The organism is Arthrobacter sp. NPDC090010, from assembly GCF_044748305.1.
Lineage (GTDB): Bacteria > Actinomycetota > Actinomycetes > Actinomycetales > Micrococcaceae > Arthrobacter_E.
The window spans coordinates 79533-95579 of the sequence record NZ_JBIVFT010000011.1 but is presented as its reverse complement, the minus strand read 5'-3'; the positions used below and the strand labels follow the sequence as shown (position 1 = coordinate 95579).

The window sequence follows — 16047 nt, the reverse complement described above, 5'->3', positions numbered from 1 at the left end:
TTGCGTTCCACGGGGGTCGCGGCGTTGCGTTGCTCGATGCGCAGGAGCTTACGGCCTTCAGGGGCAAGAGTCACAGAACTACTCCTTCTTCAACGCCGCGGCGGCGTCCAGGGGGCACAGAGGGTGGTGCCGCCGTGCAGGAGGAAGTCCTCCTGCACGGCAGCGACGAGGCTAGGCCAGCGAGCTGACACCCGGGTACAGCGGGTGAGCCGCGGCGAGAGCCGCCACTCGCTCGCGCAGTCCCGAGAGATCGGCGTCGCCGTCGGCGATCAGGGCTTCGGCGATGATGTCCGCGACCTCGCGGAAGGCGGCTTCGCCGAATCCGCGGGTTGCGAGTGCCGGGGTGCCGATCCGGAGGCCGGAGGTGACCATCGGAGGCCGCGGGTCGAACGGCACGGCGTTGCGGTTGACGGTGATGTCGATGGCGGCCAGACGGTCCTCGGCCTGCTGCCCGTCCAGTTCGCAATTCCGCAGGTCCACCAGTACCAGATGGACATCGGTGCCTCCGGAGACGACCGCGATGCCCTTGGCTGTGACATCGGGCTGCGTGAGCCGCTCGGCGAGGATCCGGGCCCCGGAGAGCACCCGTTCCTGACGCTCCCGGAACTCGGCAGACGCCGCGATCCCGAAGGCCACGGCCTTTCCGGCGATGACGTGCTCCAGAGGCCCACCCTGTTGACCAGGGAAGACGGCGGAGTTGATCTTCTTCGCGATGTCCGCGTCGTTGGAGAGGATGACGCCGCCACGAGGGCCGGCGAGGGTCTTGTGCGTGGTGGAGGTGGTCACGTGAGCATGCGGCACCGGCGAGGGGTGCAGGCCCGCTGCCACGAGCCCGGCGAAGTGCGCCATGTCCACCATGAGGTAGGCGCCCACGGAGTCGGCGATCCGGCGGAACTCGGCGAAGTCGAGCTGCCGGGCGTACGCCGACCAGCCGGCCACGATCAGCGCGGGGCGGTGTTCCTGAGCGAGCCGCTCGACCTCGGCCATGTCCACGGTGTGGGTGTCCTCGCGGACGCCGTAGGGCACCACGTTGTACAGCTTGCCGGAGAAGTTGATCCGCATGCCGTGCGTCAGATGCCCGCCGTGAGCGAGATTCAGACCCATGATGGTGTCGCCTGGCTTGATCAGCGCGTGCATCACCGCGGCGTTCGCCTGGGCGCCGGAGTGCGGCTGGACGTTCGCGTACTCAGCGCCGAAAAGTGTCTTGAGACGGTCGATGGCGAGCTGCTCGATGACGTCGACGTGTTCACAGCCGCCGTAGTACCGCTTCCCGGGGTATCCCTCGGCGTACTTGTTCGTCAGGACCGAGCCCTGAGCCTGCATGACGGCCACCGCGGTGTGATTCTCGGAGGCGATCATCTCCAGTCCGTCGCGCTGACGGTGCAGCTCGTCGTCGATCTTGGTCGCGATCTCGGGGTCCAGCTCGGACAGCGTGGAGTTCAGGGAAGCGGAGACGATCTGCTCGTATTCGGCGGTCGTGGAGTTCACAGTTCGCCTCCGTTCGCTGCTGCGTACTCGGCGGCGGACAACAGTGGCCCTTCCGAGGTCACAGCGACCTTGAACAGCCAGCCTGCACCGTAGGGATCGCTGTTGATCAAGGCGGGATCGTCCGCGAGGGCTGCATTGACCTCGATGACCTCACCGCTGACGGGAGCATACAGATCCGAGACCGACTTGGTGGATTCGACTTCACCGCAAGTCTCGCCCGCGGTCAGGGTGCTTCCGGTTTCCGGGAGATCCACATAGACGATGTCGCCGAGGGCCTCAGCCGCCACGGCGGAGATCCCGACCCCGGCCGTGCCACCATCCTCGAGAGCCACCCATTCGTGCTCGGCTGAATACCTCAGCTCCGCGGCCACTTTGCTCATCTCACTACCTCATTTCCTTTGCGGCTCATGCACCGTGCGTGCCAGGAGGCCGGCCGGGCCGCACCGCGGATGCCGGGGCGGCGCACGGAGGCGCGTCGCCAGGCCTGGCGGGGGAGTGAAGCGGGTCCGGCGGGCAGGGGAACTCCTTGGCTCAGGCGCCCGGCGGGCGCCACGATGACAGGGTTCCTCCCCGCTCTGTATGGGACCTGAGAGATTCCGCGGGCTGTGAGTCCGCTTGCACCGTCGGTGAGTCCGGATGTCCGGACTGCTTTCCAGAGGCGCCTGGCCGCGGCGGTACGGGTGCCTGAGAGATTCCCGGGGAGGGTTTGCTCCTACGGCGCCTGACCGGGGTGACCGGCAGGGCTCTCCCGCCGCGGATCATCGGCATGCGTCACCTTGCGGTGATGCGGCTCACACGATATCCGGTGCCGCGTGGGAAATGCAAGACGAACGACGGCGCGGTGTGCCTGGGCGGGGCACGCCGCGGATCTACGATCATGGTGAGAATCACAGGGGGCTGTTGATGACGAACGAACAACCGATCACCCGACGCGCGGCACTGGCCGCTCTGGGGGTCGTGGCCACGCCTTTGCTGGCTTCGTGTGGCCTCGTCGCGGAGGACACGACGCCGGCCGCTCACCCGGGACCTGCGGGGCCGCCGTCGGGTGGCCCGCCGTCGTCCGTCGTCGCCTCGCGCCCCGCGGCACCGAAGCCGCAGCCGACGTTCGTGAGTGATTTCAAGATCCCGCCGATTCAGGACGGCATGGTCCCGGTCATCACCCGGGTCACGACCAAACAGCCGGTGGTGTTCCTGACCATCGACGACGGATTGGCCAAGAGCCCCAGGGAACTGCAGCTCCTGGACCAGTACGGCTATCCCGCGACCCTGTTCCTGACCAAGAGCGCCATGGGGGAGAACCCCGGCTTCTTCAAGGCCTTCCAGAAGCGTGGCGACCACATCCAGGACCACACGATCAGTCACAACACGAGCATGGTGAATGCGTCCTACGAGTACCAGCTCGGCGAGATCGTCGGCATGCGGGACTACATCACGGCCGAATACGGCGTCGCCCCCACGCTGTTCCGGCCGCCGGGAGGCTTCTACTCCAACGCCATGCGCCGGGCCGTTGCCGCGGCCGGGCTGAAGGCCATCATCCACTGGGAATGCAAGGCCAACGCCGGGCACATGGATTTTCAGGTGGGCAACGCCCTGCGACCGGGTGATATCTGTCTCATGCATTTCCGCAAGGAGTTCGCAGCGGACCTGGCCGCCTTCCATGCGGCGCAACGCGCATCGGGGCTGACAGTGGTCCGGCTGGAGGACTTCATCGGCGCGTGACCCCTCTGTCCGGCGGTCCCGAAAGTGGGATAGCGTCGGAAGGGACCGGTACGAACCGACTCAGAGGAGCAAGCATGAAGGCATCACCCACGCTCGCGGCCAATCTCCAGGCCGTGTTGACCGACCTGATCGAATTGCACCTGCAGGGCAAGCAGGCCCACTGGAACATCGTGGGACCGAACTTCCGCGATCTGCACCTCCAGCTGGACGTCCTGATCGACCTGGCCCGCAACCTCAGTGACGACGTCGCCGAGCGCATGCGCGCCCTGGAGGCCGTCCCGGACGGACGCAGCGTCACCGTCGAGAAGGACACCAGTCTCGCGGCGTTCCCCGAGGGCCTGATCTCCACGCATGACGCCATCGACCGCATCGTCGCGGCCATCAACGCCACCGTCGGCACCACGCGCAAGGTCCACGACCAGGTGGACGAGGAGGACCCCACCTCGGCGGACCTCCTGCACACGGTGCTGGAGGGGCTGGAGCAGCAGGCCTGGCTCATCGGTGCGGAGAACATGTCCGCCTGACCCGGTCCAGGATGTGCCGAAGGGCGGGGTTCCGCATTGCTTGCGCAATGCGGAACCCCGCCCTTCGGCTGTGGCGGCCTGCTCAGTCGACGAGCGCCGGGGTATCCATCTTGAGGGTCTGTCCGCGGAAGAACTCGGGCTGCTTCCGCGCCATGAGGAGCATCACCACGACGCCGAGCAGCAGAATGCCCACTCCGACCACGAATACGAGGCCGACGCCGAACACGGCCGTGCCGGAGCCGAACGCGGGGTCCCAGGAGTCCACCGCTGTCTGGATCATGACGACGAACAGCATGATGCCGCCGACCACGGGTGCCAGACCCCGCAGCAGGAAGTTCCGGAGGCTTGTGAACAGGGTCTTCCGGAAGTACCAGACACAAGCGAAAGCCGTCAGCCCGTAGTAGAAGCAGATCATCAGTCCGAGCGCCAGGATGGTGTCATTGAGCACGTTCTGGCTCAGGATGTGCATGACGGCGTAGAAGCCCCAGGAGATGATGCCCGCAGCCACCGTCGCGTTGGCGGGGGTGAAGTGGACGGAATCCACCTTGGCCATCGCCTTGGGCAACGCGCCGTAGTGGCCCATGGCCAGCAGCCCACGGGCCGGGGACATGAACGTGGACTGCAGGGACGCCGCCGAGCTGGAGAGCACGGCCAGCGACATCAGGATGGCCAGGGGACCCATGATCGGGCTCGCCAGGGCAGTGAAGATGTTGCCCGCGTTGTCCGGGTTCTTCAGGCCGACGCCCTGCTCGCTGATGCCTGCGAACATGATGCACGCGATGGAGACGACGAGATAGATGGCCAGCACCGAGATCGCCGTGATGGTCCCGGCCTTGCCGGCGGTCTTGCGGCCGTCCTTGGCCTCCTCGTTCAGCGTGAGGCAGACGTCCCAGCCCCAGTAGACGAAGATCGACAAGGAGATCCCGGCCGAGATGGCACTGAAGCTGTCCACCTTGCTGAGGTCGAACCATTCCCAGGAGAAAGCCATGCCCTGCCCTGAGTTCTCCCAGTTCACGATGGCCATGACGGCGAAGAGTCCGAGCACGAGGAGCTGGAATCCGACCAGGATGTACTGAACGTTCTTCGCGGTCTCCAGGCCGCGGTAGCTGATCCAGACGGCGGCGACCACGAAGACCAGGCAGGTGCCGACATTGATCCACTGATTCGCGGCCAGGTCGGCGAGGCTCTCGATACCGGTGATCTGTGCCAGGAAGAGGTAGAAGAAGTCCACCGCTACGCCGGCCAGATTGGAGAGCACGATGATGTTCGCCGCGAGGAGGCCCCAGCCGCCCATGAATCCGATCCAGGGGCCGAAGGCCTTGGTGCTCCAGGTGAAGGTGGTTCCCGAGTCGGGTGAATCGGTGTTCAGCTCCCGGTAGGCCAGGGCCACCAGGACCATCGGGATGAAGCCGATCACGAAGATGATGGGCAACTGGGCACCGACCACCTGGACGGTGGGACCGAGAGCCCCGGTCAGGGTGTAGGCGGGGGCGATGGTCGACAGGCCGATCACCACGATGGCGAGGAGACCGAGCTGTCCGGTTTTCAGGCCTTTGCCTTCGATCTCCTGATGCGTGCTGCGTTGCTGCTGGTGTTCCAAGCGAGTGGCTTTCTGTGCGAGGCCGGCCGCGTCGTCGCGGCCAGGCGGTACTACATTGCCCGGTATCGTCCCCGGACGCCGGAAGGGGCCCGCCAGGTGGCGGGCCCCGAGGTCAGCGGGCGACGGGCTGTTGCTGTGTGATGCAGTGGATACCGCCACCGCGGGCGAAGAGCTCGCGGGCGTCCACCGTGACGATCTCGCGGCCGGGGTAGGCGGCGGAGAGCGCTTCAACGGCACGAGCATCGTTTTCGTCGTTGAAGGAGCAGGCGATCACGGCTCCGTTGATGGCGACGTGGTTGATGTAGCTGTAATCGACGAAGCCCTCTTCGTCCTCCAGCGTGACGGGTGCGGGCACCGGGATGACCGTGAACGGGCGGCCCGCCGCGTCGGTGCTGTCTTTGAAGAGCGCGAGGATCTCCTGGGACACCTGGTAATCGGGGTGCTCCGGGTTCTCCTGATGGTGGACCAGCACGGTGCCGGGGGACGGCATGACTGCGACGATGTCGACGTGGCCGCGGGTGCCGAACTCCTCGGAATCGCGGGTCAGGCCGCGGGGCAGCCAGATGACCTTGCTGGCACCGATGGTGCGAGCCAGTTCGGCCTCCACCTGCGCCTTGGTGGCGCCCGGATTCCGGCCCGGATCCAGCTGCACGGTCTCGGTCACCAGGACGGTTCCTTCGCCGTCGACATGGATTCCGCCGCCTTCGTTGACCAGGGCGGAGGGCACGAGCTGCGCCGGGGTCTGGGACGCCACGAAGGAGCCGATCTTGGAGTCTTTGTCCCATGCGGCCCAGTCCTGGCCGCCCCAGCCGTTGAAGACCCAGTCGACGGCGCCGAGGCGGCCTTCGGAATCCAGGACGAAGCTGGGGCCGATGTCGCGCATCCAGGCGTCGTTGAGCTCGGCGGACACCACCTCGACGCGGGGGTCCAGGTAGCGTGCGGCGATCTCGGTGTCGGCGGGATCCACGACCATGGTGACGGGCTCGAACCGCACCGCGGCGTTGGCCACGGCGGCCCAGGTGGTGCGTGCCGCGTGGGCGTCCTCTTCCGTCTCACCCAGTGTGTAGCCCTCGTGCGGGAAGGCCATCCACAGCCTGGACTGCTCCGCGGTTTCGGAGGGCATGACCCACAGGGGGGCGTTGGCGGTGCCGCTGGTTTCTTCAGCCACGTCAGACTCCAATGTGTGAGGGCTTGTCTGTGAGGAGAGCCACAAAAATGAATATTATTCATTTAGTATGAGTGGTGCGCTTCACATTTGGCAAACCGTGCCGGATATGATGTGCGCCGCACGGGCCTGACCTGGGATGACCTGGTCAGGCCCATGCGGCGCGCTCCCCGTGAGCCGCCGGAGCGGCTCCATGCCGGACTCCCCAGGCCGGCAGGCCTTGATGTTCAGGGCTCCTGAGGCGCACGACGCGCTCAGTGGGCCGAATGCTCCCGCTGGCTCTCCTTCGACGCCTTCGGCACCGAACGCAGCCCGATGCCGGCGGCTACTGTCACGCTCACCATCAGGAGCGCGCCGATGGCCGCGGTGATGGTGACGCCCGAGTCGAAGGCGTGCTGCGCCGTCGTCATCAGCTGTGTGCCCAGCTCGCCGCCCACCCGGTGCGCGACATCGACGGCGCCCGCCAGTGTCTCGCGGGCCACGGAGCCGTCGGCATCGCTGAGGCCGGCCGGCAGCTGCAGGTGCTGCTGGTAGCTGGCCGTCAGGATCGAGCCCAGGACGGCGGTGCCCAGCAGGGCGCCGAACTCGTAGCCGGTCTCCGAGATCGCGGAGGCCGCACCCGCCTTCTCGGCGGGGACCGAGCCCATGATCAGATCGTTCGAGATCGTCTCGGCGGCGCCGATGCCCACGGAGAGCAGATAGACCGCGAGCAGGTATACCGGCATGCCGACGGCCTGTCCGAACAGTGCCACCAGGATGTACGCGGTGGCGCTCAGCGAGAGGCCGCCCATCACCACCATGCCGGGCCGGAGGGCCCGGACCAGTGGCACGGAGCTGAGTCCCGCGATGATCGTCGCGACGGAGGCGGGCAGCAGCGTGAGTCCCGCGGTCAGGGGGCTCATCCCTTCCACCAGCTGAAGATGCTGGGAGAAGAAGAAGATGAAGCCCGTCATTGAGACGAAGGACAGTACGTTGGCCGCGATCGACGTGCTGAAGACAGGGTTGGAGAACAACGACATGTCCAGCATCGGGTAGGGCAGCCGGAGCTGGCGCCGCACGAAGATCACACCCATGCCCAGGCCGAAGAAGGCGAGGGCGAGCGGGAGCGGCTGCAGGCCGTGCACCGTCAGTTCCTTGATGGCGACGGCGATCGGGCCCATCGCGAGAATGGACAGCGCGATGCTGGGGGCGTCGACCGGATGCGGCGAGGTGTCTTTGGACTCGGGGATCATCTTGACGCCGAGGACGAGCAGCGGGATCAGGAGGAATGCCGGAAGCATGAGTACCGCGCCCCACCAGAAGTGGTCCACCAGCCAGCCGCCGACGATCGGGCCGATGGCGGCTCCGCCGGAGAAGAAAGCTGCCCAGATGGCGATGGCCAGACGGCGCTGATTGGCGTCCGTGAAGATGTTGCGGATCAGGGAAAGCGTGCTCGGCATCAAGGTGGCGCCGAACAGGCCCAGGGCCGCGCGGCCGGCGATCAGTGCGCCGGCGGTCGGGGCGAAAGCCGCTGCGATGGAGGCCAGGCCGAAGCCGACGCTGCCGATCATGAGAAGCTTGCGCCGCCCGACGCGGTCGCCGAGGTTGCCCATGGCCACCAGGAGGGCGGCCAGGACCAGCGGGTAGGCGTCGATGATCCAGAGGAGCTCCACGCCGCTCGCGTGCAGTGCGCTCGCAATGGCGGGAAGGGCGAAAGTGAGGGCGGTGTTGTCCACCGCTACGAGCAGTACGGGCACCATGAGAAGCGCCAGGGCGGCCCACTTACGCCATGGCGCCGTCCCGAGGCTCGTCTGAGGAGTCAAGGTTTTGGTCGTCATGTCCATAACTGTACCGTCTGGACTGTATAGTTTCAACCTGAATCCAGTCCCTCTCTTCGACGCACCATGCAGAATGGAACCCATGCCACGAAAGCCAGTCGCCCGTCATGCCGTCCTGGACGCTTTTGAATCCCTGCTGATCGAAGTGGGTGAGAGGGGCGCGACCCTGGACGCCGTGGCGGCGCGCGCCGGAGTCTCCAAGGGTGGGCTGCTGTATCACTACGCGAACAAGGAAGCCCTCATCTCAGCGCTTCTGGACCGCTTCGACGAACTGGCGCAGGAGGAAGTCGAAGCGATGAAGACGGCCCCCGAGGGCGCGGGCGTCTACTTCATCAAGGCGTCGATCTGGGACGGCGGTCCACTCGACAGGTCCTTCGTCGCGGCCTCGCGGCTGGCGGAAGTGGCGCACGAGGAGACTCAGCGCCGTTTCGTGGGCATTCAGCGGCAGTGGCTGGAGGTGCTCACCGCCGAACTCGGAGAGGATCTCGCCCGTGCCGTCAGGTACATGTCCGACGGCCTCTATTTCAACGCGGTGCTGGAGAACGGGGGAGGCCGCGCCATGGATCCCACCAAGACCGACGCCGAAGTGGAAAGTCTCCTGCGCGTCCTCGAGTCGGTGCGGGGCAGGCTCTGAGTCCTGCAGGCCCTGCGTTTGCCCTCTGAGCCTCCGTGGGGGGACAATTGAGCCTGTGACTGCGATCACCGCTGTCGCATCCAACTGAATATGCTTTCGATCCGCGGCGGGAGAGTCCTGCAAGTGGGTACATGCAGGCGCCGTAGGAGCAAAACCTCCCCAGGAATCTCTCAGGCCCCAGTACCGCCGCAGCGAGGCAACTCTGGAAAGCAGCCGGTTTTCGCCGGCTCACCGACGGTGCAGGCACCGGCTTCTGGCCGATGCGAAAACTCTCAGGTCCCACACAGAGCGGGGAGGAGCCCAGATCAGTTCCGGCGTATCCCTCGCCGGGTGAGCAATGGAGTTCCTTCGTGACGAATCCCTCCGCAGTCCTCGACGCGACCAGCGCAGGCCAGGCCACGTCCGCCACCTTCGTGGACCGCCATATCGGCGCCCGCCGTGAGTCCGACATCGCCACCATGCTGCAGGCCGTCGGCTACAGTTCCGTGGACGCCCTCGTCCAGACCGCCGTCCCGGACGACATCAAGCAGCCCACCCCGCTCGCTCTGCGCCCCGCCCTCTCCGAGGTCGAGGTCCTGGCCGAACTGCGCCGTCTGGCCTCCAAGAACCGCACCGCGGTCCAGCTCATCGGCCAGGGCTACTACGACACCGTCACCCCCGCGGTGATCCGTCGCAACATCCTCGAGGCCCCGGCCTGGTACACCGCGTACACCCCGTACCAGCCGGAGATCTCCCAGGGCCGCCTCGAAGCCCTGCTGAACTTCCAGACCATGGTCCAGGACCTGGTCGCCCTGCCCATCGCCAACGCCTCGCTCCTGGATGAGTCCACCGCCGTCGCCGAGGCCGTACTGCTCATGCGCCGTGCCAACAAGTCCAAGGAGGCCGCCGGCGGCAAGACCGTCCTGGACGCCGACCTCCTTCCGCAGACCATTGCCCTGGTGAAGGGCCGTGCCGAGGCCCTCGGCTTCGAGGTCGAGGTCGCCGACCTCGCCGCCGGTCTCCCGGAAGGCGCCATCAACGGCATCGTCCTCCAGCAGCCCGGCGTCTCCGGCCGCGTCTTCGACCACGCCCCGGTCATCGCCGCCGCCAAGGAACGCGGTGCCATGGTCACCGTGGCAGCCGATCTGCTGTCCCTCACCCTCATCGTCCCTCCGGGCGAGCAAGGCGCCGACATCGCCGTCGGCAGCGCCCAGCGCCTGGGTGTGCCGCTGTTCTTCGGCGGCCCGCACGCCGCCTACATGGCCGTCCGCCAGGGCCTCGAGCGTTCTCTCCCGGGCCGTCTGGTCGGCGTGTCGAAGGACGACGCCGGAACGCCCGCCTACCGTCTGGCTCTTCAGACCCGCGAGCAGCACATCCGCCGTGAGAAGGCCACCTCCAACATCTGCACCGCCCAGGCGCTGCTGGCCATCGTGGCCTCCATGTACGGTGTCTTCCACGGTCCGGACGGTCTGAAGGCCATCGCCGCCCAGGTCCATGCGCACGCAGCGCGCTTCGACGCGGCCGTGCGTGCAAGCGGCCTGCAGACCGTCGCGGGCGAGTTCTTCGACACCGTCACCGTCTCCGTGCCGGGCCGCGCCGCGGAGGTCCTCAAGGCCGCCGAGGCCGCAGGCTACAACCTCCGGGCCATCGACGCCGACACCCTCGGTGTCTCCTTCGATGAGACCACCACCGCCGCCGTGGTCGAGGCCGTCGCCGGTTTCTTCGGCGCCGACGCCGCCTCCGTGGACGGTGCCGTCCAGCCCGCGGCCCTGCCGGAGGCTTTGCGACGTGGCAGCGACTTCATGACCCACCCGGTGTTCAACACCCACCGCTCCGAGACCCAGATGCTGCGCTACATCCGCCGCCTCTCGGACCGTGACCTGGCCCTGGACCGCACCATGATCCCGCTGGGCTCCTGCACCATGAAGCTCAACGCCACGGCGGAAATGGAAGCCATCTCCTGGCCGGAGTTCGCGTCCATCCACCCGTTCGCCCCGGACTCCCAGACCGAGGGCTGGCGCGAACTGATCGACGGCCTCGAGTCCGACCTTGCGGAGATCACCGGTTACGACCAGGTCTCCATCCAGCCGAACGCCGGTTCCCAGGGCGAACTCGCCGGTCTGCTGGCCATCCGCGGCTACCATCACTCCCGTGGTGACGTGCAGCGCGACATCTGCCTCATCCCAGCCTCCGCGCACGGTACCAACGCAGCCTCCGCGGTCCTGGCCGGCATGAAGGTCGTCGTGGTGGCCACCGCCTCCGACGGCACCGTGGACCACGAGGACCTCAAGGCCAAGATCGAGACCCACCGTGACGCGCTCGCCGCGATCATGATCACCTACCCGTCCACGCACGGCGTGTACGACGCGGACGTCCGTTTCATCTGCGATGCCGTGCACGAGGCCGGTGGACAGGTCTACATCGACGGTGCCAACCTCAACGCCCTGGTCGGTCTGGCGCAGCCCGGCAAGTTCGGCGGCGATGTCTCCCACCTGAACCTGCACAAGACCTTCTGCATCCCGCACGGCGGTGGCGGCCCCGGCGTCGGCCCCGTCGCGGCCCGCGCTCACCTGGCGCCGTTCATGCCGGGCAATGCGGCGGACCCGTCCAACGGCGCCGGCGGCGCTCCGATCTCCGCGAGCCGCTTCGGCTCCGCCGGCGTGCTGCCCATCTCCTGGGCCTACGTCCGCCTCATGGGCGGTGAAGGCCTGACCGAGGCCACCAAGTCCGCACTGCTGGCCGCCAACTACGTGGCCAAGCGCCTGGACGAGCACTTCCCGGTCCTCTACACGGGCGAGGGCGGCCTGGTGGCCCACGAGTGCATCCTGGATCTGCGCCAGCTGACCGCCGAGACCGGCGTCACCGCCGAGGACGTGGCCAAGCGACTCATCGACTTCGGCTTCCACGCTCCCACCCTGGCCTTCCCGGTGGCCGGCACCCTCATGGTGGAGCCCACCGAGTCCGAGGATCTCGGCGAGCTGGACCGCTTCATCGACGCCATGATCGTGGTCCGTCGCGAGATCGAGCAGGTTCGCAACGGTGACTTCGCCGTGGCCGACAGCCCGCTGCGCAACGCGCCGCACACGGCCGCCGCCGTCGTGTCCTCCGCCTGGGATCGCGCCTACAGCCGCGAGCAGGCGGCTTTCCCGGCCGTCCTGCACACCGGAGCCGACCACCCGGGCCACACCGTGAGTCAGGACAAGTACTTCCCGCCCGTCGGACGCATCGACGGTGCCTCGGGCGACCGCAACCTGGTCTGCTCCTGCCCGCCCATCGAAGCCTTCGAGAACTGACCCGGCCTACAGGACTGACAAGGACAGACATGACTGAGAAACACACCGCCCTGTACGCCGAACACGAGAAGCTTGGCGCCTCCTTCACCGACTTCGGCGGCTGGCAGATGCCGCTGAAGTACGGCTCCGAGCTCGCCGAGCACCACGCTGTCCGCAAGTCCGCGGGGCTCTTCGATCTCTCCCACATGGGCGAGGTCTGGGTCGAAGGCCCCGGTGCCGGAGCCTTCCTGGACCATGCCCTGGTGGGCAAGCTCTCGGCCATTGCCGAGGGCAAGGCCAAGTACTCCCTGATCTGTGCCGAAGACGGCGGCATCATCGACGACCTGATCGTGTACCGCCGCGGTGAGGAGAAGTTCCTCGTGGTCCCCAACGCCGGCAACGCCGTCGTGGTGGCCGGAGAGCTGGCGACCCGCTCCGAGGGCTTCGAGGTGACCGTCACCGACGCCTCCACCGAGATCTCCCTCATCGCCGTGCAGGGCCCCAACGCCGAGAGCATCCTTCTCAAGCTCGTCCCCGAGGAGGAGCATGCGCTCGTCACGGAGCTGAAGTACTACGCGGCCGTCGAGGTCACCATCAATGGTGAGAAGCTGCTGCTGGCCCGTACCGGATACACCGGCGAGGACGGTTTCGAAATCTTCGTTGCCAACGAGTCCGCCGCCCCGCTGTGGCAGGCGCTGTTGGCCGCGGGCGAGGGCCACGAGCTGGTTCCCGCCGGCCTGGCCTCCCGTGACTCGCTCCGCCTCGAGGCCGGCATGCCGCTCTACGGCAACGAGCTCTCCCGCGAGGGGACCCCGTTCGCCGCAGGCCTCGGCCCCGTGGTGGCTCTCAAGTCCAAGGAAGGCGACTTCGTCGGACGCGCCTCCCTGGAAGCCGCCAAGGAGAAGGGCGACGGCACCACGTCGGGACGCCGCCTGGTCGGCCTGAAGGGCCTGGGGCGCCGCGCCGGACGCGGGCACTACCCGGTGCTGAAGGACGGCGTCGTGGTGGGCGAGGTCACCTCCGGACAGCCCAGCCCCACCCTCGGATATCCGGTGGCGCTGGCCTATGTGGACGTGGCTTACACTGAACCGGGCACCGCGCTGGACATCGACCTGCGCGGCAAGGCGGAACCCTTCGAAGTGGTCTCCCTGCCCTTCTACAAGCGTGATCGTTAGGCGGTAAGAACCGTGGCCGTTGGTGTTTTTGAGCTCTTCAAGATCGGTGTGGGGCCGTCCAGTTCCCATACCGTGGGGCCGATGCTGGCGGCAGCGGTCTTCGCCCAGGAGGTGCGCGACGCCGGCCTGCTGCCCCGCGTGGCCGGCGTCGCCGTCGACCTCTACGGCTCCCTCGCCGCCACCGGGCGCGGGCACGGCACCTTCACCGCCGTGCTGCTCGGCCTGGAAGGGTACTACCCGGACCAGATCCTCCCGGAGGAGGTCGAGGAGCGGCTCGCCGCGATCGAATCCAGCGGGACGGTGACGTTCGCCGGTGAGGTCGCCCTGCAGTTCGCCGTGGCGGACATGGTGCAGCACCCGCTGACGGTCCTGCCACGGCATACGAACGGCATGAAGTTCGCCGTCAAGGATGCCGACGATGAGGTTCTCCACGCGGCCACCTTCTTCTCCGTGGGCGGCGGCTTCATCGTCCGTGAGGGCGAGGAGCAACAGGCCAAGCAGGACCTTGAGGAATCCAAGCAGGAGCTTCCGCTTCCGTTCCGCACCGCCGCCGAGATGCTGGGCCGCTGCCACAGCAAGGGGCTGGGCATCTCCGACATCATGCTCATCAATGAGAAGGCCAGCCGCAGTGAAGAGGAGATCCGCGAGGGCCTGCTGAAGATCTGGGCCGTCATGGAAGCCTGCGTGGAAAAGAGCATCCACCGCGAAGGCCTGCTGCCCGGTGGCCTCGGCGTGCGCCGTCGTGCGCCCGATTGGCACGACAGGCTCCTCAAGGAGGACAAGGACCGCGACCCCAAGTACTGGCAGGAGTGGGTCAACCTCGTGGCGCTGGCCGTCAACGAGGAGAACGCCTCCGGCGGCCGCGTGGTGACGGCCCCCACCAACGGAGCCGCCGGGATCATCCCCGCCGTGCTCTACTACGCCCTCCATTACGCGCCGGGCATGGAACAGGCCACGCAGCAGGACAAGGACGATGTGGTGGTGAAGTTCCTGCTCGCCGCCGGCGCCGTCGGCGTCCTGTACAAGGAGCAGGCCTCGATCTCCGGCGCAGAGGTAGGCTGCCAGGGCGAGGTGGGCTCGGCCTCCTCGATGGCGGCTGCCGGGCTTGCTGAGGTCATGGGCGGCACTCCGGCTCAGGTGGAGAACGCCGCTGAGATCGCCATGGAACACAACCTCGGCCTGACCTGCGATCCCATCGGAGGCCTGGTGCAGGTGCCGTGCATCGAGCGCAATGCCATCGCGGCTGCCAAGGCGATCAACGCCACCAAGATGGCCCTCTGGGGCGATGGCACGCACCGGGTGTCCCTGGATGAGGTCATCATCACCATGCGGGAGACCGGCAAGGACATGTCCACCAAGTACAAGGAGACCGCACTCGGGGGTCTGGCCGTCAACGTGGTGGAGTGCTGAAAGGCGATTGATTCTGATGGCGTGACACGCCTGGGAGGAAGATCACCCATCGTGTCCGATGCCCCCGCAGGCTCTGGAAATCAGCGGCGGCGGGGGCTTCGTCGATCTCCGCCCGGACCGAGGCCCGGGGGTCGCCGGATAGACTGGCGATAGTCGTTCAACAGCCCAGGATTGGAAGCCGTGACCTTGCGAAACTTCACCGCCCGCTTCGCCACCGCCGAGGAGATCTCGCGTTGGGATGAGCTGGTCACCGCGAACCCGAACGGCGGCAATCTGCTGCAGTCCGAGGCATACGCGGAGGTCAAGAAGCACTACGGCTGGGATGTCCTCCACGTGGTCTACGAAGGCGCGGACTTCAGCAGCTACAACCTGGTCTTGGAGAAACGCTTCCCCGTCCTGGGCGCCTATTGGTACATGATCAAGGGCCCCGACGTCAGTGGGGTGGAGGACCTTCCCGGCATCTTCGCGGCGAACAGTGAGTTCGTGGCGCGGGAGAAGCTCGGCGTGTTCGCCATCAAGATCGAGCCGGACATCCCCGCCACGGACACCTCCCGTGCCGTGATCCGCGGGCTCGGCGCCATCAAGACGCCGGATCTGCAGCCCAACGACCACACCGTCGTCCTCGACATCTCTCCCGAGCCGGAGGGCATCCTCAAGAGCCTGACCTCCCGGGGGCGGAACTCCGTGCGGCGTGCCCAGCGGGAGGGAGTGGAGGTCAAGGACATGCCGGCCACCACGGAGAGCTTCCAGGCCATGTACGCCCTCATGAACGGCACGCTGCAGGCGAAGGCCACCGTGCGACCCCGCGGATTCGATTACTTCGAGCGTTTCTGGGGCGGTTTCATGGAGCGAGGACAGGGGCACCTGTACTTCGTCTACGAGAACGGTGTGCCTTCCGTGGGAGCCTTCGTCATCAACTACGGGCGCAAGGGCACGTACAAGGACGGCGGATCCCTGCAGAAGCGGAACCAGTACGGGGACTCGCATCTGGTCCAGTGGCAGGCGATGAATGCCATGAAGGAACTGGGCTGCGTGGAGTACGACCTCTGCGGGACCCCTCCCGCCGACCAGGTGAAAGACCCTGAACATCCGCTCTACGGGCTGGGACTTTTCAAGACCAGCTTCTCCAAGACTGTCATCGACTTCGTGGGCTGTTACGACCAGGTTCTCAGCCCCGTGAAGTACAAAGTATGGTCCAGGCTCGGTGAGCGGGTGGCCCGTCGGATACACACCCGGCGCACCGGTCAGCAGTTCTACTAGGCCG

The 16047-nt window shown here is 66.9% G+C and carries 12 protein-coding genes and 2 riboswitches; of the genes, 7 read left to right on the top strand and 5 right to left on the bottom strand.

Features of this window, described 5'->3' with window-relative positions; all coding sequences use genetic code 11:
* Nucleotides 1–171 precede the first annotated feature (171 nt).
* Together glyA and gcvH are read right to left on the bottom strand one after the other, a co-directional pair.
* The gene (glyA, locus tag ACIPXZ_RS15390) at nucleotides 172–1488 is read right to left on the bottom strand and encodes a serine hydroxymethyltransferase (protein ID WP_400595868.1); all 1317 of its coding nucleotides are present in this window, start codon (nucleotides 1486–1488) and stop codon (nucleotides 172–174) included.
* Nucleotides 1485–1868: a glycine cleavage system protein GcvH gene (gene gcvH, locus ACIPXZ_RS15385; protein ID WP_400595866.1), complete on the bottom strand. Its 384-nt coding sequence runs from the start codon at nucleotides 1866–1868 to the stop codon at nucleotides 1485–1487. Before gcvH ends, glyA begins: the two co-directional genes overlap by 4 nt.
* 282 nt (nucleotides 1869–2150) lie before the next feature.
* Nucleotides 2151–2249, bottom strand: a riboswitch (glycine riboswitch).
* 142 nt (nucleotides 2250–2391) lie between these two features.
* Between gcvH and ACIPXZ_RS15380 the strand changes: the two genes are divergently transcribed.
* Nucleotides 2392–3207: a polysaccharide deacetylase family protein gene (locus ACIPXZ_RS15380; RefSeq protein ID WP_400595864.1), complete on the top strand. Its 816-nt coding sequence runs from the start codon at nucleotides 2392–2394 to the stop codon at nucleotides 3205–3207.
* Between the two features lie 74 nt (nucleotides 3208–3281).
* A complete protein-coding gene (locus ACIPXZ_RS15375; protein ID WP_400595862.1) occupies nucleotides 3282–3731 on the top strand; it encodes a Dps family protein in 450 nt (149 codons plus the stop codon).
* 82 nt (nucleotides 3732–3813) lie between these two features.
* Here the strand turns inward: ACIPXZ_RS15375 and ACIPXZ_RS15370 are convergent, their stop codons facing one another.
* The 3 genes from ACIPXZ_RS15370 to ACIPXZ_RS15360 form a co-directional block, all read right to left on the bottom strand.
* Entirely contained in the window at nucleotides 3814–5331 is a 1518-nt protein-coding gene (locus ACIPXZ_RS15370; protein ID WP_400595860.1) for an APC family permease, read from the bottom strand.
* A 112-nt stretch (nucleotides 5332–5443) separates the two neighbouring features.
* Nucleotides 5444–6454: an agmatine/peptidylarginine deiminase gene (locus tag ACIPXZ_RS15365; protein WP_400595876.1), complete on the bottom strand. Its 1011-nt coding sequence runs from the start codon at nucleotides 6452–6454 to the stop codon at nucleotides 5444–5446.
* 296 nt (nucleotides 6455–6750) lie between these two features.
* Entirely contained in the window at nucleotides 6751–8313 is a 1563-nt protein-coding gene (locus tag ACIPXZ_RS15360) for an MFS transporter (RefSeq protein ID WP_400595858.1), read from the bottom strand.
* An 82-nt stretch (nucleotides 8314–8395) separates the two neighbouring features.
* Between ACIPXZ_RS15360 and ACIPXZ_RS15355 the strand changes: the two genes are divergently transcribed.
* The 5 genes from ACIPXZ_RS15355 to ACIPXZ_RS15335 all read left to right on the top strand — a co-directional run bounded on the left by ACIPXZ_RS15355 (nucleotide 8396) and on the right by ACIPXZ_RS15335 (nucleotide 16043).
* Nucleotides 8396–8947 carry a TetR/AcrR family transcriptional regulator gene (locus tag ACIPXZ_RS15355; protein ID WP_400595856.1) on the top strand — a complete coding sequence of 184 codons (552 nt, stop codon included), beginning with the start codon at nucleotides 8396–8398 and terminating at the stop codon, nucleotides 8945–8947.
* A 97-nt stretch (nucleotides 8948–9044) separates the two neighbouring features.
* A riboswitch (glycine riboswitch) is annotated at nucleotides 9045–9143 on the top strand.
* 64 nt (nucleotides 9144–9207) lie between these two features.
* Entirely contained in the window at nucleotides 9208–12219 is a 3012-nt protein-coding gene (gene gcvP / locus ACIPXZ_RS15350; RefSeq protein WP_400595854.1) for an aminomethyl-transferring glycine dehydrogenase, read from the top strand.
* Between the two features lie 29 nt (nucleotides 12220–12248).
* On the top strand, nucleotides 12249–13373 hold the full coding sequence (gene gcvT / locus ACIPXZ_RS15345) for a glycine cleavage system aminomethyltransferase GcvT (protein ID WP_400595852.1): 1125 nt from the start codon (nucleotides 12249–12251) through the stop codon (nucleotides 13371–13373).
* Nucleotides 13374–13385: 12 nt separating this feature from the next.
* On the top strand, nucleotides 13386–14783 hold the full coding sequence (locus ACIPXZ_RS15340; protein WP_400595850.1) for an L-serine ammonia-lyase: 1398 nt from the start codon (nucleotides 13386–13388) through the stop codon (nucleotides 14781–14783).
* A gap of 186 nt (nucleotides 14784–14969) precedes the next feature.
* Nucleotides 14970–16043 (top strand): lipid II:glycine glycyltransferase FemX, encoded by a 1074-nt coding sequence (locus tag ACIPXZ_RS15335; protein WP_400595874.1) that lies wholly within the window; start codon nucleotides 14970–14972, stop codon nucleotides 16041–16043.
* Nucleotides 16044–16047: the final 4 nt, after the last annotated feature.

Excerpts from the sequence above, each read along its gene's own strand:
- ACIPXZ_RS15380 (WP_400595864.1), top strand. The coding sequence starts at position 2,392 with ATGACGAACGAACAACCGATCACCCGACGCGCGGCACTGGCCGCTCTG.
- ACIPXZ_RS15365 (WP_400595876.1), bottom strand. The coding sequence starts at position 6,454 with ATGCCCTCCGAAACCGCGGAGCAGTCCAGGCTGTGGATGGCCTTCCCG.
- gcvP (WP_400595854.1), top strand. The coding sequence starts at position 9,208 with ATGCGAAAACTCTCAGGTCCCACACAGAGCGGGGAGGAGCCCAGATCA.
- ACIPXZ_RS15375 (WP_400595862.1), top strand. The coding sequence starts at position 3,282 with ATGAAGGCATCACCCACGCTCGCGGCCAATCTCCAGGCCGTGTTGACC.
- ACIPXZ_RS15355 (WP_400595856.1), top strand. The coding sequence starts at position 8,396 with ATGCCACGAAAGCCAGTCGCCCGTCATGCCGTCCTGGACGCTTTTGAA.
- gcvH (WP_400595866.1), bottom strand. The coding sequence starts at position 1,868 with ATGAGCAAAGTGGCCGCGGAGCTGAGGTATTCAGCCGAGCACGAATGG.
- gcvT (WP_400595852.1), top strand. The coding sequence starts at position 12,249 with ATGACTGAGAAACACACCGCCCTGTACGCCGAACACGAGAAGCTTGGC.
- ACIPXZ_RS15360 (WP_400595858.1), bottom strand. The coding sequence starts at position 8,313 with ATGACGACCAAAACCTTGACTCCTCAGACGAGCCTCGGGACGGCGCCA.